Source organism: Blastocatellia bacterium, assembly GCA_035275065.1.
Taxonomy (GTDB): domain Bacteria; phylum Acidobacteriota; class Blastocatellia; order UBA7656; family UBA7656; genus DATENM01.
On sequence record DATENM010000055.1, the window covers coordinates 144846 to 167825 of the forward strand.

Below are 22980 nucleotides of genomic sequence, written 5' to 3' on the forward strand. Positions count from 1 at the left end.
GGGAAGTCATGGCCTGCTGCTCGCCGACGCCATGATTGCTGCCTCTTGCCTCGAAAAAGACTACGCCTTGCTCACCTTCAACGTCAGAGATTTTCATTTCATCAGCGGTCTGCGCCTGCTTAAGCCATAGTCACAGAGGCCGAGGGTCGTAGAAGCATTATGAGGCAGCCGCGTTCAGCTGCTCCCACCGCTCTTTGAGGTCATTCAACAGGCGGCGGTAGCGCAGGTCGTCGCGCAAGCCTTCCCAGTTCGGATTGGTCGCAAACCACGGATAGTTTTCGTTGCCCATCGCCACGGCGCGCTCCAGCCAGTCAACCGCCACGGCATTCTGGCGGTCGAGCGCGTAGAAGGTCGCCAGTTGATAGGCGATGTCCTGATCCGCATGCGCCGTCTCGATCACCTGTTCGTCAATCAACCCAAGCGCGCGCTCGCGGTCGCCCTGCGCCAGGTAGCAGTAGGCGAGAAAGATCTTGCGCGCGTGCAGCTCGGGATGCTCGGCGAGAATCGCTTCGATGACTTGCGTCGCTTCATCAATGTTGCCGCGGTAGTAATCGACCACCGCGCCGTAAAAGCGCAGCAGCGGATGATGCGGCTCAAACGCCTGACCTTTGTCAATCTCGGCTGCCGCCCGGTCATAATCTTTCTCGTAGATGTAAATTCGCGCCCGGTTGTAACTGGCAAACACGACGTCTGTGGGGCTGATCTTCAACAGCCTGTCCCAGGCTTGCAGCGTCGGCTCGTACTGACCGCTCAGGCGGTAGACATAGGCGGCGGTCGAATGCACCGAGGGCTCGTTCGGAGCCTGGCGCTGGAGGCGGCGAATCTCTTGCCGCGCCACGTCCGAGCGCCCTTCGAACAGATCGATGTAGACCAGGCGGACGCGCGGCTCGACGAGCTTCGGGTTGAGCGCCAGCGCCCGCTCAAAGGCCATCTTTGCCTGCGCGTAGTAATCGCGACCACCCATGCCTTTCAAGACATAATTCAGCTCGCAGACGCCGAGCCCGCTGTAGGCAAGCGCGAAATTCGGGTCCATCTCGACGGCCCCGGCGAAGAGTTCGAGCGCCGCCTCCAGATCATGAATGTCGAGCGTCTGGGTGATGAACTTGTAAAGCAGGGTGCGGCCCTTCAGGTAATTCTCGTAGGCGTCGGCATTCTCGGTCGGCGTCTTCACGAGCCGCTCCTGCTCTTTGCCGCTGGTCTTGACGCGCAATCCTTCGACGATCTGCCGCGAGATGGTGTCCTGGATGGTGATGATGTCTTTCGACTCGACATCAATCTTCTCGCTCCAGATGATCTCGCCGCTCGCCGTGTCTACGAGCTGCGGCGTCAGGCGGAAGCGGTCGCCCGATTTCACATAGCCGCCGATCAGCACATGGTCTACGGCGAGCTGTGCGCCGACGGCGCGCGGGTCAACGTCGCGGTTCTGGTAAGGCGCGATGTAAGACGACGGGCGGACGATCAAATCATGAAGCTGCGCCAGCTCCGTAATCACGCTGTCGGCCAGGCTGAAGCCGTAGAAGTCATTTTCCGGGCTGCCCGACATATTCTTGAACGGCAGGATGGCGATGGCCTTCTTATCGCGCGATTGCCAGATCGAGGGCGAGGCGTCGGGCAGCGGCGAGCCACTGCTGGCGCTGGTCTCTTCTTTCACGGTTGGCGGCGGCGGGCTGCTGAAGGTGCGCTGCATCCACGAGGCCACGCGGTCGAAGATGCTGCCCTGTGCCGGCTGCTTCGCCGCAGCCCGCAGCGACGCCTTGTCACGCGGCACACCCTCGCCGGCGTAATAGTTGCGCACCAGGGCGCGCAAATCCGCGAGCAATCGCTCGGCGGACTGATAGCGCGCGTTCGGGTCTTTGGCCAGCGTTTTGGTGACAATCTGCTGCAACTGCGGCGGCACACCTTCGATGGCCGCGGGCTGGTCGTGCATGACCGAATGCATCACATCTACAGGTGTCTTGCCACGGAACGGCAGCCGCCCTGTAAGCATTTCGTAAAAGACGATGCCGAGCGAGAAGATGTCCGAGCGCATGTCTGCGCGGTCGCCGCGCGCCTGTTCCGGCGACATATAGCTCGCCGTGCCGAAAGGCGAGCCGAGCTGCGTCAGCTCGACCGAGACCTGCGGGTCGCTGCTCGAATACGGCGTGCTCGGTCGCAGCACCTTGGCCAGTCCGAAGTCGAGGACTTTGATCTGGCCGCGCTCATTAATCATGATGTTCGACGATTTAATGTCGCGGTGGACGATGCCTTTGGCGTGCGCCGCGGCGAGCGCGTCGGTAATTTCGAGCATGTATTCGAGCGCCGCGTCTACGGCCAGCGGGCGGGCGCTGACCGCTTTCTTGAGCGTGCGCCCCTCGACGTACTGCATGACGAAGAAGAGCGAGCCGTCGGCTTCGTTGACTTCATACACCGTGCAGATGTTCGGGTGATCGATGGCCGAAGCGGCGCGGGCTTCGCGCATAAAGCGGGCGCGGGCTTTTTCGTCGCCGATCAGGTCGGCGGAGAGCGCTTTGATGGCGACGATGCGATGGAGCTTCGAGTCCTCGGCCTTGTAGACGACGCCCATGCCGCCTTTGCCTATCTCCCTGAGAACCCGGTAGTGAAGTATGGTTTTCCCAACCATCAAATTGAACCTGACGACTGACGCCTGGATTCATTATACACGCGCGGCAAGGCTGGGCAAAAGCGCCGGGCCATCTTGCTATCTTGCCGCGCCCATGTCCCGTCCGGTAAAATTATACTTTTGCGTTCGGTGCGAAATTCTCATCTATCCGGGTTGAAGTTTTAATGGCAATAGACCGCATTACAATTCGTGGCGCGCGACAGCACAACCTCAAGAACGTCAGCCTTGAGATTCCCCGCAACCGGCTGACGGTGATCACAGGGCTATCGGGCTCCGGCAAATCCTCGCTGGCTTTCGACACCATCTACGCCGAAGGCCAGCGGCGTTACGTCGAGAGCCTGTCGGCTTACGCCCGCCAGTTCCTCGACCAGTTGGAGAAGCCCGACGTAGACGCCATTGACGGCTTGTCACCGGCCATCTCGATTGAGCAGAAGACGACGACGCGCAGCCCGCGCTCGACGGTCGGCACGGTGACCGAAGTTTACGATTACCTGCGCCTGCTCTTTTCGAGTATCGGCCTGCCGCATTGCCCGCAGTGCGGCCGCCAGATTTCGCGCCAGTCCGCCGACCAGATCGTTCAGCAGATGGCGCACCTGCCGGAAGGCGAGCGCGTGATGATCCTGGCGCCATTGGTGCGCGGGCGCAAAGGCGAGTTCAAGAAGGAGCTGGAAAAGCTCCAGCGCTCGGGCTTCAACCGCGCCCGCATTGATGGCGAGATTCGCCAGCTCGACGAAGAGATCAAGCTCGACAAGCGGCGCAATCATACCATCGAAGTCGTCGTTGACCGGCTGCTGATCAAGGCGGGCGTCCAGAAGCGCCTGGAAGACAGCGTGCAGATTGCCGCCAAGCTCACCGACGGGCTGGTGATGGTTTCGATCATTGATGGCGAAGAGCGGCTCTACAGCGAGAAGATGGCCTGCCCGGAATGCGGCATCTCGATCCCGACCATCGAGCCGCGCTCGTTTTCCTTCAACAGCGTTTATGGCGCCTGTCCCGCGTGTCACGGCCTGGGGACGCGCGCCGAGATCGATCCCGCGAAGATCGTTCCCGACCCGTCGCTGCCGATCAACGATCAAGACCCCTTCCCTGCCGAAGCCGCCATCAGCAATTATCTGCGCGACGTGATGAAGACCCTGGCGCGGCAGTCGGGATTGACCGCCGACCATCCCTTCGCCGAGCTGCCGCAGAAGGCGCAAGACGCATTCTTTTACGGCTCGAAAGAGCGGCTGACTTTGCGTTATGGCAATTACGAATACAAGGCCGAGTGGAAAGGCGCGATTCAATACCTGTCGAGTCGCGAGAGCGAATTCAAAAACGAAGCCTCGTTGAGCGCTTACGAGTCGCTGATCTCGCAGGTCGTCTGCCCCGAATGTGAAGGCAAGCGCTTGCAACCGGCGTCGCTCGGCGTGCGCGTCGCCGGGCGGACGATTGCCGACTACACGGCGCTGCCGATTGCCCAGGCGGCCAGGGTCTTTCAATCGGTCAAGCTCAATGACCGCGAAGAGAAGATCGCCGGCTTGATCCTGCGCGAGATTCGCGCCCGCATGAGTTTTCTCGACACCGTCGGCCTCGGCTATCTGACTTTGGACCGCGCTTCGGCGACGCTGTCGGGCGGCGAAGGCCAGCGCATACGGCTGGCAACGCAGATCGGCTCGCAACTGCGCGGCGTGCTTTATGTCCTCGACGAGCCGTCCATCGGCCTGCACCCGCGTGACAACTTGAAACTGCTCGACACGCTTGAACACCTGCGCGACCTCGGCAATACGGTGCTTGTCGTCGAGCACGACGAAGAAACGATTCGCCGCGCCGATCATGTCGTCGATCTGGGGCCGGGAGCCGGCGCGCACGGCGGCGAGATCGTCGCTGAAGGCACGCCTGCGGAGGTCGCGGCAAATCCGCGCTCGCTGACGGGCCGTTATATTTCAGGCCAGACGCGCATCCCCGTGCCAAAGGTGCGGCGCTCGCCCAACGGCAAAGCCATCAAGGTCATCGGCGCGCGCGCTAACAACCTGAAGAACATTGACGTGACTTTCCCGCTCGGCCTGTTTACGGTCGTCACAGGGGTTTCGGGCTCAGGCAAATCAACGCTGGTTGACGACATTCTCTACCGCAGCCTGGCGCGCAAGCTCTACCGCAGCCTGCTTGAGCCGGGCGAGCACCGCGCCGTGACGGGGCTTGAGAACATAGACAAGATCATCGAGATCGATCAATCGCCCATCGGGCGGACGCCGCGCTCGAACCCGGCGACCTACACCGGGGTATTTACGCCGATCCGCGAGTTGTATGCGATGCTGCCGGAATCGCGCGAGCGCGGTTATAAGCCGGGGCGCTTTTCGTTCAACGTCAAAGGCGGGCGCTGCGAAGCATGTCAGGGCGACGGCATGAAGTGCATCGAGATGAACTTTCTGCCCGACGTTTATGTGCTGTGCGATGTCTGTCGCGGCGCGCGTTATAATCGCGAAACGCTGTCGGTGCGCTACAAGGGGCTATCGATTGCCGACCTGCTCGACACGACGATTGAAGAAGCGCTGCCGATTCTTGAAAACATCCCGCAGATCAAAATAAAGCTGCAAACGCTGATCGATGTCGGCCTGAGTTACATCAAGCTCGGCCAGTCAGCGACGACGCTATCGGGCGGCGAAGCGCAGCGCATCAAGCTGGCGAAAGAGCTGTCGAAGCGCGCCACGGGCCGGACGCTTTATATCCTGGATGAGCCGACGACCGGGCTGCACTTTGAAGACGTGCGCAAGCTGCTCGACGTGCTGCATCAACTGGTGGCGCTCGGCAACACGGTGCTGGTGGTCGAGCACAACCTGGATGTGATCAAGAGCGCCGACTGGATCATTGACCTCGGCCCCGAAGGCGGCGAAGACGGCGGGCGCGTGGTCGCCGAAGGCGCGCCCGAAGAAGTGGCGCGCATCAAGAAATCCTACACCGGGCAAGCCCTGCGCGCCGCGCTCAACGGCCACAGCACTCGCAAGCCGGCGTAATCAGTTTTCTTGTTGACGCCGTGTTTGTGATGCATATCGCTTGTCTTTTATGACTGGTCGCTTTAGGCTAGTTCGTCTTTATGATCGAACGCATCCGGCAGATCGCACACGAGAGCATCGAGACCAAGCGGGCGTTTTTTGCGGCGCACGCCGGAGCGGTCGCACGCGCCGCCGAGGTCTTGACTGAAACGGTTCGCGCCGGCGGCAAGGTGCTTATCTTTGGCAATGGCGGCTCGGCAGCCGACGCACAGCATATCGCCGCCGAGCTGGTGAACCGCTTGAACTATGACCGCCCGCCGATTGCCGCCATCGCCTTGACCACCGACACGTCGATTCTCACTTCGGTCGCTAACGATGCGAGCTTCACTGAACTCTTCGAGCGCCAAGTGCGCGCGCTGGGCCGCATGGGCGACGCGGTGATCGCCATCTCGACCAGCGGCAACTCGCCGAATGTCTTGCGAGCCGCCGAAGCCGCGCGCGAGCTGGGACTGAAAATCATCGCGCTGGCGGGCCGTGACGGCGGGCGGCTCGCGCCGCTCGCGGACGTGGCGCTGGTCGTCGAAACCGCTTCGACGCAGCGAGTACAGGAAACCCATATCACCATCGCACACATCCTGTGCGAGCTGATCGAAGACGCGCTCTACTCGCAAGCGAGGTGACTGTATGTCGCGCTACCGATTCGCGCCGCTCGCCTTCGACCGTATCTCGACCTATCCGCTCGCCTCGCGCCCGAGCAAAGTCACGACGGCAGACTTCGCCCTCCCGCTTCGAGAAGATTCATCACTCAAAGATTTCCTCGCCGGTTTGCCGAACATCCTGGCGGCGCGCGAGCTGAAAGAGCTGGCCGAGCGCCTTCGCGAAGCGCACCGCCGGGAGCGCGCTATCATCATCGGGCTCGGCGGGCACGTCATCAAAACCGGCCTCGCGCCGGTGTTGATCGATCTGATGATGCGCGGGTACGTCACGGCGCTGGCGATGAACCGCGCGGCGATGATTCATGACTTCGAGATCGCGCTCGCCGGGCAGACCAGCGAAGATGTTGACGCAACGCTCGGCTCAGGCCAGTTCGGCATGGCCGAAGAGACGGGGCGCATCGTCAACGAAGCGATCCGCGCAGGGGCGCGTGACGGCATCGGCATGGGTGAAGCGCTCGGTCGCCAGCTCGACCAGATGAGCGCCGCGCACGCCGCTGCCTCTCTGCTCTGTTCGGCCTACGCGGCGCGGATTCCCGTCACCGTTCACGTCGCCATCGGCACGGACATCGTCGACATCCACCCGAGTGCCGATGGCGCAAGCGTCGGCCAGACCAGCTATCACGATTTCCGGCTGCTCTGCGCCATCGTGCGCGAACTGGACGGCGGCGGCGTCTATTTGAATCTCGGCTCGGCGGTGCTGCTGCCGGAAGTCTTCCTGAAGACGGTGACGGTGGTGCGTAATCTTGGCCACCGGCTCGAAGATTTCAGCACCGCAAACTTCGACTTTCTGCAACAATACCGCCCGCTCACCAACGTCGTCCGCCGCCCTATAGCCGGCAGCGGGCGCGGCTTCGCCTTCACAGGCCATCACGAAATCATGATTCCGCTATTGGCGGCGGCGATTCTTAACGGCTGACGCGCCAGCGCGGCACACGCATGCAATTCCTGTTAGACAAAGCCCAGGCGACATCGCTCTTCGAGCAGGCGCGCGACCAGTTGCTGACGGCGCTACACCTGGGCAGCGTGCGCGGCGGCCAGCGCCTGCCCAGCGTCCGGCAGACCGCGCAGCGCAGCGGCATTAACACCAAGACCGCTTTTGCCATCTATCAGCGGCTGCAACAGGAAGGCTACGTTGAATTGCGCGCAGGGTCGGGGGCTTACGTCGCCGATATAGACCGCGTTGACCTTGACCAGACCTATTGCCTATCGATCCTGCAACTGATCAAAGCCAATCTCGCAGAGGCCAGCCACCTTGAGCTGGACGCCCCGCGCTATCAGGCGCTGGTCGAGCGCTACATCAATCGCTCGCGGCTCGCGGCGACACAGGTGACGGTCGTCGAATGCAACGAGGAGCAGATTCACCTCTTCGCGCATGAGATTTCCAGCCGTTTGCAGGTGCGCGTCTTCCCCGTGCTGCTCTCACAACTGCTGCATGCGGATCGGCGCACGGCACGTGCCCTGGCGCAATCGGACTATTTCCTGACCACTGATTACCACTTCAAACAGGTGCGGGAGATCGCCGGGCGCTACCACAAAAAGCTCTTGCAACTGCGATTAAACGCCGCCTTTCTGAGCGAGCTGGTCAAAGCCGCGCGCCGCGGGCGCGTTCTGATGATCGTATCGAACGCCAATTTCTTCCCGGCTTTCCGGCAGAACTTACTCGGCCTCGGCATCCCGTCGGCGACCCTGGATCACATCCAGGCAGTGGATGGCCATCAGGTCGGAAAGATTCGTGCCGCGCTCGCCGCCTGCCGTTACGTCTACATTTCGCCCATCTGTGACCAGCGCCTCCGCCAACTGGTGCCGCGAGGCGTCAAAGAGGTAAGCATTGAAAGTATGCTGGCTGCCGAATCGCTCGAAGCCATCGAAGCGATCTTGCTATTTCACGGCGAGCCGCCCGCGCCCCGTTAAAGGGGCCTCTCTCATGGAACAGTTTCTGCGTTTCCGCAAATTGTTCCATTTGCCTGGAACAATTCCTCTGCTATGCTTGCGGCGCTTTCTGCTGGTATTGAGCAGCAGGCGTCACCCGCTGGGCGGCTTTGGCCTCGGCGGGTGACGCAGATGGCGTTGACCTTCTAGGGGATTTGGGTAGCTTCCTCGCGCGCCGGTTATGGGTAACCGGCGCGCTTTTTTGTCACTAAAGCGGCAGATCAGGTTCAGATCGAGCGGCGCACGCTTTTAAAAAATGAGCCGAGCACGTCGGATACGGTGTGACTGGTCGCGCCGATCCATAAACCGACCAGCGTAGCGATAAGATAATCACGCTTGACCGAAGCCACGGTCTCCCAGACGCGGGTGAACGCGCCGCTCAAATCGCTCAGGGCGGCGGCCTGGCGGTGCAGATAAAAATCGCGTGCATAGAGGACGACAGCAAAGATGACGGCGACGACGACGATGAAATAGATAACGCGAACCCAGGTGCCGATCAGGATGCTGTGCGACAGGCGCGAGCGGTGCGGCAGGGCGACTTTGTAGGGCCACCACAAGAACCTGAGCGGCCCCCAGCGCGTGTACTGGCGGCTCTGAATGTCGAGATCGGGGCCGAACATCAGCCCGCCAAAAAGCATCGCCGCCGTCGTAATCGCCGCAACGACCCAGTTGCCCGTGAAGTAGTAGGCCGCCGCCGCTGTCGGCGGCACCAGCAGAAAGGTGATGCGGTCATGCGTCCGTCCTGAGGGCATGGAAATCAGTAGGCAGGAAGCAGGAAGCAGGAAGCAGTAGGCAGGAAGCGCCACGTCTTTCGGCTGCCTCCTGCCTCCTGCTTCCTGCTTCCTGCCTACATATCTTCTCCCGTGACGCGCTTGCGGTCGCTTAACTCGGCCAGCCGCGCGGCGTCCCACGACGAGGTGTAGCCGTAACGGTCTCCGGCATAGGCCAGTCCATCGACGCGCGGCGAGTGGCACTGCGGACAGCTTTTGTGCAGGCCGCGAGTATTTGCGCCGCAGCCGGCGCAGATGGTGAACTCCGGGCAGAAGAGCAGGCCCGCGCACGTCGATTGATAAAACGCCTGCGAAATCAACCTGCCCAGATCATCGGCTTCGGGCCGCGCTTCGCCCATCCAGATTTCTGTGGTTGAGTTCACAAAGCCAAAATCGTGGAACGCACCCTCTGTGCGCACGCGGTCAAGGACGGTGACGCCGCTGGTGGCCGCCAGCCGCACGCCATCGGTGTAGTATCCGGCGCCCGCTTCGGCGTCGCCACAGACGACACGCGCTGCCGTTTCGCCGAAGTAGCGCAAGTCCATGCGCGCCAGGCGGTGCGCCGTCACTTCGGTTCCCTGCCCGCTCAGCAGAAAGCGCACACGATGTTTATTCGACAGCCGCTCGCTTTCGCGCTTCAGGTGCATCAGAACTTTCTGCGCGAACTCCATCGCCGGTTCCGAGTCGTGCAGGTCAGAGGCGAGCACGGCACGGCATAGCTCATTCAGGCCGACGGGGTTGATGGCGTGCGTCGTCCAGTTGAGCTTCAAGAACGGCGCGCCGCTCGCCTTGGTCGTCAAGGCAGCGAGCGGGCCGCGCTCGCCCAGCGCCAGCAGCTTTTCCAGAAAGACGCGCTTTTCAAGGTGCGCCTGCGCGGCGGTCTCCATCAACCGCGTCAGCTCTTCAAAGACCTTCACATGATTGTCGCCGGCCAGGTAGCCGACGCGCGGCAGGTTGAGCGAGACAATCTGAAACTGCGCGGCGCGCAGGGCGTGATTCTGTGTGCGGCCCATCGCCTTCTCGTCGTTGATGCCGAAGCGGCGAAAGAAGCTGCCCTCGTCGTCGCGGTCAAAGGCGATAGTCAGACCGCCGCGCTCGACCGCCAGCCGGCTCGCCAGCTCTAACACGCCGCGATAGCCGGTGATTTCGTTGAAGTGACGATTGATGTGCAAGATCAAGCGCGGCGTCAGGAAAGCGCGGCCCATGCCATCGCCTTCGATAAAAACCTCGAACAAGGCTTGCAGAAAGCGGTGCGCTTCGTTCGCATATTCGCCGTACATCTTGTCGGTCGCCTCGCCGCCCGGCCCCACGGCGGCGCGCGATTTCATGTAAGACGGCGCGTCCCAATCGAGATGTAAATCACTAAAGATGATCTGCCCGCCGCGCGCCACTGCCGGCGCCGAAAGCTCGAAGACCAGGTTCTGCGCCAGTTGCTTGACCGTGCGGTCATCCACGCCGACCAGGAAAGGCGCGAGCGCAAAGTTCACAGAGTCCCAGACGATGGGGCCGGCCAGATAGCCTTGCATCACGGCGCTCATCTTGACCAGGTGCGCGACCAGCACTTCGACGTGGCGGGCCGGGCGCGAGCTGGCGAAGCCTTCCGGCAGCGCAATGCCGAATTGCTTCAAGTAATCGACCGCCGAAATGATCGAGTAGGGCCGATCAATCGCGCCGATGCCGTGAATGTGAATGTCGCCGACGAGATGAGCATTGGCGATCTGCTCGGAGAAGACGCTGTTGATGGCGTATTCGCGCTTGATGGCCTCGGCGAGCATCAGGCTGGTGCCTTCGGGGCCGTACGGCTGGGCGCTCGACTCGCGGAAGGCGCTGTGCATAATGCGGTCTACATCATAAAACGGCACCCCCAGCCGTGTGTGCGAGCGGTGCGCGTCTTCGAGGCCGAGCTCAAGCAGCTTGGCATCTACGAGGCCGCGAATCAGGGATGAGCTGAGCGTGCGGAAGCCGAACTTCTGGATGAACTCGCGGATTTCCAGGGCGATCTGCTCGGCCAGATCGGCGTCAATGCCCGCCTCACGCACCAGCGCTTCGACGATGCGCTGGGTGTCGAACAGCGCGATGTCTTCGTCCGAGCGGCGCACCAGAACTTCAGGCTCGCCGCCTTCGTCCGCTGGAAGATTGGCGCGATTATTTGGCGGGGTTCTCTCAGGCTCCATCGCGCTGTAAAAGATAAATGTTTTGCGGCGTGATAGCAAGATTTGTCCTTCGCGTCCGGTCATTGGTCATCGGCTGATACGGTCGGTTATGATGAATCGCGCTTGATAAACCCGGGGCAGCTACGCATGACAAAGGACAAGTGACCAATGACCAGGGAGCGAATCGGCATTTTGATTTCGGGGCGCGGCTCGAACATGACGGCGCTGCTTGATGCCGCGCGCGATGGGCGATTTGACGCCGAGGTGGCGGTCGTCATCAGCAACATTGAAACGGCAGCGGGGCTTCAGACGGCGCGCGCGCGCGGCGTCGAAGCCCTGTTCATCAACCACAAAGGCCGCTCACGCGAAGAGCATGATTCAGAGATGATCCAGGAGCTGCGGCGGCGCGGCGTGCGGCTGGTCTGTCTTGCGGGTTACATGCGGTTGGTAAGCGCAAGCTTCGTGCGCGCCTTCGAGCATCGGCTCATGAATATCCACCCGTCGCTGCTGCCGGCGTTTCCAGGGCTCGACGCGCAGCAGCAGGCGCTCGCTCACGGCGTGAAGATTACCGGCTGCACCGTGCATCTGGTAGACGAGGAGCTGGATCACGGGCCAATTATTTTGCAGCGCCCGGTCGAAGTCCGCGACGACGATACGGTGGAGAGTTTGTCGGCGCGCCTACTCGCCGAAGAGCATCGCGCTTACCCCGAAGCCGTGGCGCGCGTCTTGAGTCCGGGCTTTCGCGTCGAAGGCCGGCGGACGTTTTTTAGTGGATAAGGCGCTCAGAAGATTTGCCGTTGAGAAGATGAAAACAGCGACCCGAGTGTCGGACTGCCTCGAAAGGACGATTCTACCAGCGTTATAAGTTCGGGTCGCTGTCTAGGGATTAGATTGCTTTTGCCCCCCCGTGGCGTTGCCTGGGAAAAAAGGCAAAAGTAAAAAGGTAAAAGGCAAAAGTGCGGAGCCGGATCAATAGATAGCCTCAAGCTATTTATTGAATCCCCTGCCACACTTTTGCCTTTTACCTTTTTACTTTTTACTTCTTACCGCAGGTAAGTTTGAAGCTGGTCCAGGTGCTTGCACTCGTGGAACTCGGCGGCGGCCAGCCATTGATAAAGATTGAGCGGGCCGAAAACCGGGTGCGGAAAGGTGACGTGCGAATAATCCGCCGCTTCGATCCGTGATCGCAAGCCGAGCAACGTCTCACGCGACTGGCGCAGGCGCGCGAGCGATTCTGAAAGCGGCACGTTGCCGGTCGGCTGCAAGAATTCGGGCGCGCTGAATCTTTCGTGCGCCCGGTCGGTCATCATCTGAATCGAGATCGCCGAACTGCCGGCGCCCGCGGGCGCGGCGGCGGCGGCTTTGCGCTCCAAGAGGCTGCCGAGCAGCGCCAGGATGCGCCCTTCGGCCATGCTCAGATGCTCGATGATTTCGGCCACCGACCAGAGGTCGGGCGCCGACCGCGCCTTTGCCTGTTCGTCGCTGAGGTCGGCGACTTGCTCATAGATGCGCCGCCGCGTCGTCGCCAGCGCGGCAAAGATTTCATCAATGCTGTTGTAAACCATCACGTCCTCCTGTCGGTCGTATTGCTGCGGCGAGAAGAATTCTAGGCGATACCGGCAGCGCCGTATTTCTGAATTTTGCTGGGGCTTTCAAGAAATTGCCGCGAAGTCACAACGCCGATTAACCGCGCGCCGTTTCGCGGAAAGCTTTCGGCGTCTGCCGCGCCATGCGGCGAAAGCTGGTCGTAAAATGGCTCTGACTGTTGAAGCCGACAAGGTAGCTGATCTCGGCGAGCGGCAACTCGGTTTCGGCAAGCAATTGCTTGGCGCGCTCGACGCGGCTCTTGAGCAGGTATTGATGCGGGGTTTCGCCGGTCGCCTGTTTGAAAGCGCGCACGAAGTGATAAGTGCTGAGGTCGAGCACGTCGGCGATTTCAGCGAGCGACAGGTCGCGCGACAGGTTGTCGTTAATATAATCGGTGGCGCGCCGCAGCTTGTGGCCGGCCAGCCCGCCCTGTATGGCTTGTCGCCGCTGGCTTGCCGTCGTGTAATGCCTGAGCAGGTGCGCCGCCAGCGTGTCCACTAGCGATTCGCCGTAGAGCCGGCCTGCCGGGTGCGGCGAGGCGATTTCCGCCGTCAGCCGTAGGGCCAGCTCGCGAATGAACGGGTCTTGTGTGCCACAGCCTTCGACCAGCTCGAGGCGCTCGGTCATCAACGATTCGGCGGCGAGCCGCGATAAAAAAGCCGGTGGCAGGTAGATCGAGACATTCTCCAGCTCATTGTTCCAGCGCACACTGTAGGCTTGGCCGGCGGGGATCAGGCAGGTGTAGCCGACGCCGCGCACGGCAATTCGGCGAAAGCCGCTGGCGGTGATCGCTTCGACCGTATAAGCGCCTTCGAGGGGGATAGCAATCTGATGCTCGCCGAGCTGCACCTCGGACATTTCGCCTTCGGTGACGCGCAGGTGCTGGACCCGCACGCCATGCCAGGCAGCGACACGTTTAAAGATATATTTCGACGGCTCGGCGTTGGTTGGCGGCGCGATGAAGCGTCGTTCGGCTACCATCGTTTCCTCCCGCTCGTGGGTTCAGCCCTCTCAATCGTCGTCGCTAAGAGCTTTTCCGATGTTACGAGTATAACGAGCGGGAGGTTCGCGGCAAAAGGGCGAGGCGGCGACGCGGCGACGGAGAAAGCCGACGCGGCGACACGGGGACGCGGCGGCGCGGTGAAAGGAAGACAAGCTATTAGCCTCTGTCTTTTTCCCTCCCCGCGTCCCCGTGTCGCCGCGTCACCGCGTCGTTGAGCGCCGCCGCCGCTCAGCGTTCAGTGCGAATCGTGAAGGTCATCGGTCGCGTCGTCGTCATGCCGACTTCGGTGCCGCTGCGCAGCTCGGCGTCGTTGCCTTTGGTCAGCATCACGCCGGCAACGCCGGCGCCCGCGCCAAGGATCGCGCCGATGCCAGCGCCTTTGCCGCCGCCGGCGATGCCGCCTAAGATCGCGCCGCCGACCGCGCCGCCGCCAACGTATTCGATATTACGCTTATCCGACGAGCGCCCGCTGACTTCGTTCTCGGCATCAACTTCGCCGCGCCGGTCGTCTTGCAGTTCGGTCAAGACGCCGTCCAACTGGTGACGCGTGCCGTCGGGCAGAACCAGCGTGTCGAAAGCGACCGCCAACTGGCCTTCGCGCCCGCGCGTCCGCGCCGCTACGGCTCGCGTCACGCGGCCCTCAACGGTTGAGCCGGCGGGCACGACTTCGACGCCGCTGGCATAGACCGGCGTTACCACCGTCGCCTTGAAGCGGTCGCCCATGCGCGCCTGATCCGAGCGCAGCGTCTGGTTCATCCGCAAACGAAAATACTGATTGGCTTCGAGGTGATAGGTCGCGGTCACCGGCCCAACCACCTGGGCGTTCGGGCTGTCTTGCGCCGCATAGGTGTTGGGAGTAACGGCGGTGGCCCGCGGCGTGCGCGCGGCGGCAGTGCGAGCGCGGCGGCGCAAGCTCGGGCGGCTGCAACTGCATGTCCGCTTTTTGGTCGCCGCCAGCGCCGTGGTTTCAGACACGGTCGCCCCAGCAGCGATTAACATAACGATGATGGCCAGTGTGCTGGTGATTGTCTTTCGCATCATGCTCTCCCCCTGCGGTGGTTTAAGGTGAAGTGTTCCAGTGGCAGCGGTAGGATGACCGAGGTTTGCCGGCGTGTTGCCCACTTTTTTTGACGGGAGCGCAAAACTTTTTGGTTGTTGCTAGTGATGTGGCGCAAGGCGGTTAGCTTGCGCGAAGCCCTGCGCAAGCTAACCGCCTTGCGCCACAAGACAGAGGTGCCGGCGGCGTCAACCGCTTTCGGCGTCGTCGGCAAGCTCGGCTTCGGCGCTTTTCAAACGGCCAAAGTGCGCGACGATGCGCTCGGCCTGGGTCGCGCCGACGAAGGGTTTCAGCTCCGCGAAGCTCGCTTCCGAGACGCGCTTGAGGCTGCCGAAGTTCCTGAGCAACCGCGCTTTCAGCTTCTCGCCGACGCCGGGAATCGAGGTCAGCTCAGATTTGAAGTCACGCATCGCCCGCCGCTTGCGATGATAAGTCACGGCGAAGCGGTGCGTCTCGTCGCGGATCATCTGAATCAGGTGCAGCACCGGCGAATGATGATCGATGCGCACAGGCTCGGCGCGCCCTTTGACGAAGAGCAGTTCTTCGCGCTTGGCAATCGAGGCGGTCGGCAAGGCTTCAAGCCCAAGCTCGTGCAGGGCGCGGGCGGCGGCGGCCAGTTGCCCCTTGCCGCCGTCAATCAATACCAGGCTCGGCAGCGGGCGGTCTTCTCTGAGCAATCGAGAATAACGGCGGCCCACCACTTCGTACATCGATTGAAAATCGTCGGCGCGGCCTTCGACCGAGCGCACTTTGAATTTGCGGTAATCGGACTTCTTCATCGCGCCGTGCTCGCAGACGACCATCGAAGCGACGTTCTCGTCGCCTTGAATATTCGAGATGTCGAAGGATTCGATGCGCTCCGGCAGCTCCGGCAATTCGAGCGCCTCTTGCAGCTCCTGCAACACCCTGGTCATATCTGGCCGCTGCACGCGGAAGCGTTGATCGAAGTTCAAGCGGGCATTCTTCTCGACGAGATCGATCAGATCGCGCTTGACGCCGCGCTGCGGGGCGCTGATATGGACGCGGCGACCGCGCTGCGTCGTCAGGTATTCTTCGAGCAGCTCGCGGTCTTCGAACTCGACCGGCACATAAACCTCGCCGGGCGCATAGTCGCCGGCGGTGTAGTACTGCTTCAGCGCCTGGCCGATGAAAGCGCCGGGGTCGAACGGGTCGCTGATGTCTTCCCAGTAAAATTCGCGCTTGCCGACCACCTTGCCTTCGCGCATGGTGAAGAGCGCCAGCGCCAGTTGCCAGCCTTCGCGGTAGTAGCCAAAGATGTCAACGTCTTCGCCCGACACCAGCATCATCTTCTGCTGCTCGCCGAGCTTGGCAATCGTCTTCAACTGGTCGCGGTAGCGCGCCGCCGCTTCAAAGCGCAGCTCGTCAGACGCCTTGAGCATGCGCTCTTTGAGCATAGTTTCCAGATCAGCCGTCTTGCCCGCAAGCAGCATCTCGACGTCGCGCACCGCTTCGTTGTAATGGTCGAGCGTGCATAGCTCTTTCACGCAAGGGCCGAGGCAGCGCTTGATGTGGTACTCAAGACATGGGCGATCCGCCTTGCCCGTGATCTCCATCGTGCAGGTGCGCAGTTGGAAATGGCGGTTGATTAAATCGAGCGTCTGCCAGGCGAGCGACGGCGGCAGGTACGGGCCGTAGTAGCGCGAGCCGTCTTTGACGATCTTGCGGGCGATGACGGCGCGCGGCGCCGTCTCGTTGGTGATCTTGATGTGCGGATACTGCTTGTCGTCCTTGAGCAGGATGTTGAACGGCGGCCGGTGCTTCTTGATCAGATTGCTTTCAAGCGCCAGGGCTTCGATCTCGCTATCGGTGAGGAACAGCTCCAGGTCGGCGATGCGCGACACCAGCTCGTTGGTCTTGGCATCGTGCGAGCGCGACGATTGAAAGTACTGGCGCACGCGGTTGCGCAGGTTCTTCGCCTTGCCGACGTAAAGGATTTTGCCGGCCTCGTCGCGGTAGATGTAACAGCCCGGCTGGACGGGCAAGCTGGCGAGTTTTTCAGTGAGAGTCATAACCGCAAGGAGTCAGAAGTCAGGAGTCAGGAGTCAGGAGTCAGAATAAGAACGGAGGCGAAGCCGACTTCCTTTTCCATTCTGACTTCTGACTCCTGACTCCTGACTTCTTGCCGCGCTACATTTTACTGACGACCCGGTATTTGCCCTCTTCGAAGCGGAAGCGGAAGCCGCCCTCGAAGCGCCGGATATTCGACACGCCGCCGCCCGAAGCCAGGGTCGGCAGGCGCATCGCGCCTTCAAACTGTGAGTAATCGATTGTGGCGTTGAAGCTCTTGAGCTTGGCGGCTTCTTTGTCTAAGACTTCAAGGTTGTGCAGGCTGTCGATTCGGATGGTCAGGATTTCGCCGCTCGTCTGGTCGAGCATGACGGTGCCTGCCGCCAGCGGCACACTGGTCGCTTCGGCCTTCGGGGTGAAGCGATACCAGCGCTCGTTCTTGCGCTCGGCAACGACTTCCTGAAAGTTGTAGTACTGAATTTTTTCCGGCAGCAGCGGAAAGAAGGCCAGGTCCCAGAGCGCGCCGAATGACAACAGGGTGGTCTCGTCCTCATTGACCTTATTCTTCGGGTTGCCCTTCTTATCGGTGTCGGAGACGACGCTGACAGTGACGGGAATCTGGCCTGACTTGTCGGCGCGCGCTGCCGGCTCGACCTCGACGGTCGTTTCGCGGGTTTCTTCCATGCGCTCCTGACCGTCCTTGAGCTTGAAGCGCTCGACACGCAATCGCTGCTGATAGTGGCAGTGGTCGCGCATGTAGAGCGAGCGATCTTGATTGCCGGCTGCCTTGCAGATTAGCTCAGGGGCTTTGCAGTCATAGGCAGTCGCCGGCCACAAGCCGCCGAGCGTCAGGGTCAGTAAGCCAATCAATAGAGTTCTTTTCAACTTCTTGACTCTCCCGTCGTTTTTCGTGTATGTACTCTAGCGTCGCCCGTTAAAGTATAGTTGAGGTAAGCAAAGCACGGCAAACGTTCACCTCTCTGCGCGCATCGCATTGCCGCCCGTGTCACTGCGGAGAATATGCGTCGGGTGAAATCACTTCAGGAGGCCTAATATGAGACGAAAAGCCACGGCTGTTGCCTGCATCGCATTTGCGGTGCTGCTGTCAAGCGCATGCGCCACCAAGAAGTACGTCCGCAACCGCGTCAACGAGCGCGCCACGCCGCTGGAGAATCGCACGGGCGAGCTGGAAGAGACCTCGCGCCGCAACACGCAGGACATCAACCGCATCCGCACAGACGTTACAGAAGTCGGCAACCGCACAGACCGCGCGCAGCAGACCGCAGACAAAGCGGCCTCGGCTGCCGAACAGGCCAATACGCGGGTCACCGGCGTTGAAGAGTCGGTCACCAACCTGCGCTCGAACCTCGACAAGTACACCGTGCAGAAGACGGTCACCCTCTGGTTCAAAGTCAACAAGTCCGATCTGCAACCTGAAGCGATGGCCTCGCTCGATGAGCTGGCCGGGCAGATCAAAGACCGCAACGGCTTTCTGCTGGAGATCGAAGGCTTCGCCTCTGCCGACGGCAAGACCGACCTGAATGAGCGTTTGAGTCAGGCGCGCTCGGAAGCCGTGCGCCGCTACCTGGCCGAACGTCACAACATCCCGCTCTTCCGCATGTCGATTCTCGGCTTCGGTGAGAGCCGCCCGGTCGCAGACAACACGACGCTCGAAGGGCGGCAGCAGAACCGCCGCGTCGAAGTCCGCTTGCTGACCAACAACGCCGTCAGCCAGTCGCATTAGTCTGCCGAGTCTGGCGAGTCTATCAAGGCTACCGAGTCTGACAGTTATTCTCTGACTCTTGACTCGATAGGCTCGCCGGATTCGCCAGACGGGCTAAACTCCTTCTATGGAATTTGGCATCACCGTCCCTGCCGGCAAGCCTTTCGATGCCGTGGCGCTCGGACTCAACGCCGTTGACCATCTCATCGTGGCGCCGCGCTATCCCGAATTCAACACTAAGATTCGCTACAAATCTCATCAACTGGCGGCGGGCGGCCAGTGCGCCTCGGCGATGGTGGCGCTGGCGCGTCTGGGCTTACGCACACGTTACATCGGTAAAGTCGGTGACGATGATATCGGGCGTTTTCAGATCAACTCGGTGGTCTCTGAAGGCGTAACGGCGGACATGCGCGTGGTCGAAGGAGCTGAAACGCAGACCGCTTTCATTATTATTGACGAGACGAACGGCGAGCGGACGATTCTCTGGAGCCGCGACTCGTCAGTCGCCACGCTCCCAGAAGAAGTGGATGGCGCAGCGGTGACCTCAGGGCGCGTGCTGCACCTGGACGGTCACGACGTCGAGGCGGCCATCGTGGCGGCGGCGGCGGCGCGGGCCGCCGGTGTGCCGACCGTGCTCGACATAGACAACATCTATCCGGGCGCAGAGCGCCTGCTGCCGCTCATTGATTTCATGATTTCGTCGAGCAGCTTCCCTGGACGCATGACGGGCGAAAGCGACTTGCGGGTGGCTTTGCGTCAACTTGCGGAAAGCAACGGCTCGCTGGTGACCGGCGCGACCCTCGGCGAAGACGGTGTGCTGGTCTATCTTCGCGGTCAGTTCATCCACGCGCCGGCGTTTCGGGTCGAGTGCCGAGACACAACCGGCGCGGGCGACGCCTTTCATGCCGGATTCATCTACGGATTACTGACGGGACTGCCGGTTGAAGAAACCCTGCGCTTCGCCAATGCCGTCGCCGGATTGAAATGCCGTGCCCTTGGCGCGCGCACAGGGTTGCCGACGCTCAGTGAAACCAAAGCATTTTTATCCGGCAGCTTATAGAAGGCCGCGGCCGAAGGCGACAGTTGCGCCGGACAGGGGGCAAGCAATGATCATTTGGTGGCCGCCCGTTTCTTGCTCGCCGGCTTGCCGCCTGCTTTCTTGCCACCGGCCTTCTTACTACTACTCTTCTTGCTGGCCGTCTTCTTGCTGGCTGCCTGTTTCACCGCAGACTTGCTACTTTGCTTTTTCGACCCACCGGCTTTCTTCGCCGCCGCATTCTTCGTCGCCTTACTCGCTGACTTAGCCTTAGCCTGTGCGGCTGGCTTTGTCGCGGCTTTCTTTGTCGGCGTGCCGGCGACCGCTTCGGCGACTTTCGAGCCAATGAAGGCCGCCGTTCCGCCGACGACTCCAATGGCCGTACCGACAATCGTTGCCGCGTCTTTGGCGAGGTCAACATCTTGAATCCCCAGGGGCGCGTTCTGTTGTTTCTTCGTCTGCTGCGTGGTCTTCTTAGCCATCCCGCAATTCCCTCCGCTCATTTCTCGAAGTCATCATTGATCGACATCCACTGTCTCCTGTCCACAGTATCACATGCAGAGACCGCTCCCAAGCCGCGTGCCGGAACGGCTCGATTAGCGCTTGCGTAAGCCCTTCGCAGCATCTATATTTTTGATTTGCTGGTTTAACCCGGCAAGGGCCGTTAGCTCAGTCGGTAGAGCATCTGGCTTTTAACCAGAGGGTCGCTGGTTCGAGCCCAGCACGGCTCACTTATAAATCAATACGTTACGGGGACTTAGACGGTTCCCGTTTTCTTTATCTAATCACCCATCTAATCATCTGACAGCAACCAACAAAAGAAGCCGTATTTCAGGCTTCTAGTTTTTAACTAAGGTTCTTCATCTAAAGGTGGCTTCGCGTCAGGAGCGTCCCATAGATGGTAATGGAATGGCTGTAGCGGGTCGTCAGGATTGTCCACCTCTACGAGGTCTTGAGCTTCAATCGGCAGGCCGCACTTCTCGCAACGGGTCATCACGGCGATTCTCGATAGTGGAGGTAGATTTCTTCGATCTTCTGCCAGTGGCCTTGAATCTCCTGCACGATTGGCAACGTCTTCTCCGGTGGAATCTCAGCCCACACGCCCGCGTCTTGTAGCACTCGATTGTACCGCTCTAGGCACTCGTTGATTGCGCGTGTCTCCTCTCTGAGGGCTTTGGCCTTTTGGACGGTGGCCGTTGTGCTGATGGTTTTCACCTGCGCCGTTGGACTGGGCGAGAACTTCGGCCCGAACATCGAAGCAAGTAACAAGGCGGCAAGGTAGATTGCCTTTCGCATTGAAACACCTTCCTTTCGCCCGGTGGACTCTGAGAAGCAAAGAAATAACTTCCTCAAGAGTTTTCGCACCGAACAGTTGATGCCAGTGAAAGTGGCGGTGAAGTTTCAGAAGCAGAAGATTGGAAGGGGAGTTGTCAGGCTCTCTTCCTTCTCGTTTTGACCGACAACGGGGTGTCATGTGATGCCGACACCTGCCGTGCTTGTCTCTGCTTTCCGATCCGGTTCTATGTCGTCTGGACATTGCGTTTTCCCTTGAGGTTCGCGGCACACCAAGCGACAAGACACCCGGCGTGAAAGACTGCGTTATGCAGCGTGACTATGGGTTGACCAAGCAGAATCAACTGCTGGCAGTGTTGGCAAATGTCTTGCTTTTGAGCTTGTGGCATTGCTCCCTCCTGAGCCTGACATTTTTGGTTCGCTTGATACGCTCCCAGCGCAGCCGGTCTTTCTCGTCACGGATGACGAAGGTTAGAAAGGCTACTTTGGAAAGCGTCGAAATAGCGGTGTAGCGGGTTCCGATTTGGATTCGCATACTTCCTCCAAAGAAAAGCGGGAGACAAGCACAAGGCTCGTCCCCCGGCTAGTGGTGTGGATTGTCGGTAGGCTTACTGGATGGATAGTTGGAAGGAATTGGAGGGGCGGTTTGCATGGTGACGGCATTGCTTTCGCAACCCGTACCGGAAATCCGGCTCCATACTCCCACGCCCCATAACTGGTGGGGCTGGCAAGCGCCGAGCGTGTCCCCCTCTCAAGAGTTCGCACCGACGCCAGTACGCAGCCCCGTAAGGCTCTAGGCTTACTTTTGGTGTTTGCTTATTTTTATGGAAAAGGACTACTTCGCTTTAATTATACAGAATCGGTAAATTGCAATCCTGTGCATATCTTTTATAATTAACCTATACCTTCCGTGAAGAAGATTCCCCTTACACGAGGCAAATATGCGATTGTAGATGACGAAGACTATGAGTGGCTTACTCAGTGGAGTTGGTGTTACAACAATAGATATGCAATTAGAGGTATGAGTAGAGGTGGTGTGCAGAAGAAATTTCCTATGCACCGTGAGATAATGAAAACGCCGATAGGGTTAGAGACAGACCATATTAATGGGAACACTCTGGACAATAGAAAATCCAACCTTAGAATCTGCACACACAAGGAAAATGGCCGCAATCGAAAAGTCTCTAAAAATAAGAAATGGTCGGAGTATAAAGGGGTTACATACCGAACTGATCGAAGAGTTTGGATAACACAAATCAGAAAAGATAATAGACTTTACAAAGTGGGGTACTTTAAGAATGAATTGGAGGCGGCATTGACCTATGATATTTGGGCTGTAAAGTTTTTCGGAAAATACGCGAAGTTAAACTTTAATGCGAAGGGGGCAGCTATCTAGACTGCCCCCTTGTTGTTATTTGATTTCGGGAACTTGAGACTTTGGACGTGGCGTAAAGTGGATGTCCCTTTCGATTTTTAGGCCGAATGGGCCAGCCACTGATTCCAACTCCCGGAGACTCACATACCCCCACTCACGCTCTTGCCCTATCACATAGCCGAACATCAGATAATCACCGTCGCGGTCTTCGCCTTCGGTGATAAACCAACTCCAGCCTGTCCAGGGCGTAAAAAGCTTCATCCAAACCGTGGGGTCTGGGTTGTTCTCTTGGGAGTAGAGCTTGGGAATCTGAGCCTTGAGAGCGTCGGGAAAGAACTCATACTTCTCTGGCATCACTTCCTCGACTTGGTCGCGCCAGTGCGTCTCGTGGCCTTCGGCTCCGGTGGCGGCTCTGGAACGTTCGGGTCGCGTAGCTGGAAGTGCTGGCCGGGAAACAAGTCAATGATGATGTTCAATGAACCATCACCGTTCACGAATCCTGCGCCAAACTTTCGCCAGCTATTCTTGCGGCCCTGGCCTTTGACAATGTGGTACAGCACCTTATGAGTCGGTGGCTGTATGTCTTGCGGTCTAGCTGCCATACATATTCTCCTGTGAAGGTACGTGCCCTTAAATCTGTGTCAGGTCGGGCGTCCTGAAGGGTGGAGATGTGGTCAACCTTTACAACGTACAAATGAAGTAAGATGGCATCCTTAAACTT

The 22980-nt window shown here is 60.0% G+C and carries 20 protein-coding genes and 1 tRNA gene; 8 read left to right on the forward strand and 13 right to left on the reverse strand.

Annotated features, from left to right (window positions below):
* Window positions 1-157: 157 nt before the first annotated feature.
* Window positions 158-2620 (reverse strand): protein kinase, encoded by a 2463-nt coding sequence (locus VJ464_13235; protein ID HKQ06093.1) that lies wholly within the window; start codon window positions 2618-2620, stop codon window positions 158-160.
* Window positions 2621-2784: 164 nt separating this feature from the next.
* Between VJ464_13235 and uvrA the strand changes: the two genes are divergently transcribed.
* The 4 genes from uvrA (at window position 2785) to VJ464_13255 (ending at window position 8216) form a co-directional block, all read left to right on the forward strand.
* Window positions 2785-5610 (forward strand): excinuclease ABC subunit UvrA, encoded by a 2826-nt coding sequence (gene uvrA, locus VJ464_13240; protein ID HKQ06094.1) that lies wholly within the window; start codon window positions 2785-2787, stop codon window positions 5608-5610.
* Between the two features lie 80 nt (window positions 5611-5690).
* Window positions 5691-6269 (forward strand): D-sedoheptulose 7-phosphate isomerase, encoded by a 579-nt coding sequence (locus tag VJ464_13245; GenBank protein ID HKQ06095.1) that lies wholly within the window; start codon window positions 5691-5693, stop codon window positions 6267-6269.
* Between the two features lie 4 nt (window positions 6270-6273).
* A complete protein-coding gene (locus VJ464_13250; protein ID HKQ06096.1) occupies window positions 6274-7221 on the forward strand; it encodes a hypothetical protein in 948 nt (315 codons plus the stop codon).
* 20 nt (window positions 7222-7241) lie between these two features.
* Window positions 7242-8216, forward strand: coding sequence for a GntR family transcriptional regulator (locus tag VJ464_13255; GenBank protein ID HKQ06097.1), 975 nt, complete (start codon window positions 7242-7244; stop codon window positions 8214-8216).
* A 245-nt stretch (window positions 8217-8461) separates the two neighbouring features.
* Here the strand turns inward: VJ464_13255 and VJ464_13260 are convergent, their stop codons facing one another.
* Together VJ464_13260 and nrdD are read right to left on the reverse strand one after the other, a co-directional pair.
* Entirely contained in the window at window positions 8462-8986 is a 525-nt protein-coding gene (locus tag VJ464_13260) for a metal-binding protein (GenBank protein HKQ06098.1), read from the reverse strand.
* Window positions 8987-9081: 95 nt separating this feature from the next.
* Window positions 9082-11241: an anaerobic ribonucleoside-triphosphate reductase gene (gene nrdD, locus VJ464_13265; protein ID HKQ06099.1), complete on the reverse strand. Its 2160-nt coding sequence runs from the start codon at window positions 11239-11241 to the stop codon at window positions 9082-9084.
* Window positions 11242-11325: 84 nt separating this feature from the next.
* On the opposite strand from nrdD, the gene purN reads away from it, so the two are divergent.
* Complete coding sequence (purN, locus tag VJ464_13270; GenBank protein HKQ06100.1) at window positions 11326-11934, forward strand: phosphoribosylglycinamide formyltransferase; 609 nt, start codon at window positions 11326-11328, stop codon at window positions 11932-11934.
* A gap of 266 nt (window positions 11935-12200) precedes the next feature.
* On the opposite strand, the gene VJ464_13275 is transcribed toward purN, so the two are convergent.
* From VJ464_13275 to VJ464_13295, 5 genes are all read right to left on the reverse strand, one after another.
* Window positions 12201-12722: a DinB family protein gene (locus VJ464_13275; protein ID HKQ06101.1), complete on the reverse strand. Its 522-nt coding sequence runs from the start codon at window positions 12720-12722 to the stop codon at window positions 12201-12203.
* Between the two features lie 118 nt (window positions 12723-12840).
* On the reverse strand, window positions 12841-13725 hold the full coding sequence (locus VJ464_13280; protein ID HKQ06102.1) for an AraC family transcriptional regulator: 885 nt from the start codon (window positions 13723-13725) through the stop codon (window positions 12841-12843).
* Between the two features lie 250 nt (window positions 13726-13975).
* A complete protein-coding gene (locus VJ464_13285) occupies window positions 13976-14788 on the reverse strand; it encodes a hypothetical protein (GenBank protein ID HKQ06103.1) in 813 nt (270 codons plus the stop codon).
* 204 nt (window positions 14789-14992) lie between these two features.
* Window positions 14993-16834: an excinuclease ABC subunit UvrC gene (uvrC, locus tag VJ464_13290; GenBank protein ID HKQ06104.1), complete on the reverse strand. Its 1842-nt coding sequence runs from the start codon at window positions 16832-16834 to the stop codon at window positions 14993-14995.
* 118 nt (window positions 16835-16952) lie between these two features.
* Complete coding sequence (locus VJ464_13295; GenBank protein HKQ06105.1) at window positions 16953-17717, reverse strand: hypothetical protein; 765 nt, start codon at window positions 17715-17717, stop codon at window positions 16953-16955.
* A 169-nt stretch (window positions 17718-17886) separates the two neighbouring features.
* Between VJ464_13295 and VJ464_13300 the strand changes: the two genes are divergently transcribed.
* Window positions 17887-18576, forward strand: coding sequence for an OmpA family protein (locus VJ464_13300; protein ID HKQ06106.1), 690 nt, complete (start codon window positions 17887-17889; stop codon window positions 18574-18576).
* A 106-nt stretch (window positions 18577-18682) separates the two neighbouring features.
* The gene (locus VJ464_13305) at window positions 18683-19615 is read left to right on the forward strand and encodes a PfkB family carbohydrate kinase (protein HKQ06107.1); all 933 of its coding nucleotides are present in this window, start codon (window positions 18683-18685) and stop codon (window positions 19613-19615) included.
* Window positions 19616-19665: 50 nt separating this feature from the next.
* On the opposite strand, the gene VJ464_13310 is transcribed toward VJ464_13305, so the two are convergent.
* On the reverse strand, window positions 19666-20073 hold the full coding sequence (locus VJ464_13310) for a hypothetical protein (GenBank protein HKQ06108.1): 408 nt from the start codon (window positions 20071-20073) through the stop codon (window positions 19666-19668).
* A gap of 176 nt (window positions 20074-20249) precedes the next feature.
* On the opposite strand from VJ464_13310, the gene VJ464_13315 reads away from it, so the two are divergent.
* Window positions 20250-20322: transfer RNA gene (locus tag VJ464_13315), tRNA-Lys, on the forward strand.
* A 262-nt stretch (window positions 20323-20584) separates the two neighbouring features.
* Here the strand turns inward: VJ464_13315 and VJ464_13320 are convergent.
* The 4 genes from VJ464_13320 to VJ464_13335 form a co-directional block, all read right to left on the reverse strand.
* The gene (locus tag VJ464_13320; GenBank protein HKQ06109.1) at window positions 20585-20887 is read right to left on the reverse strand and encodes a hypothetical protein; all 303 of its coding nucleotides are present in this window, start codon (window positions 20885-20887) and stop codon (window positions 20585-20587) included.
* A gap of 337 nt (window positions 20888-21224) precedes the next feature.
* Window positions 21225-21419, reverse strand: a complete 195-nt coding sequence (locus VJ464_13325) for a hypothetical protein (protein ID HKQ06110.1) — start codon at window positions 21417-21419, stop codon at window positions 21225-21227.
* Between the two features lie 876 nt (window positions 21420-22295).
* Complete coding sequence (locus VJ464_13330; GenBank protein ID HKQ06111.1) at window positions 22296-22613, reverse strand: DUF2958 domain-containing protein; 318 nt, start codon at window positions 22611-22613, stop codon at window positions 22296-22298.
* Complete coding sequence (locus VJ464_13335; GenBank protein ID HKQ06112.1) at window positions 22613-22861, reverse strand: hypothetical protein; 249 nt, start codon at window positions 22859-22861, stop codon at window positions 22613-22615. The genes VJ464_13330 and VJ464_13335 overlap by 1 nt, the downstream gene beginning before the upstream one ends.
* Window positions 22862-22980: the final 119 nt, after the last annotated feature.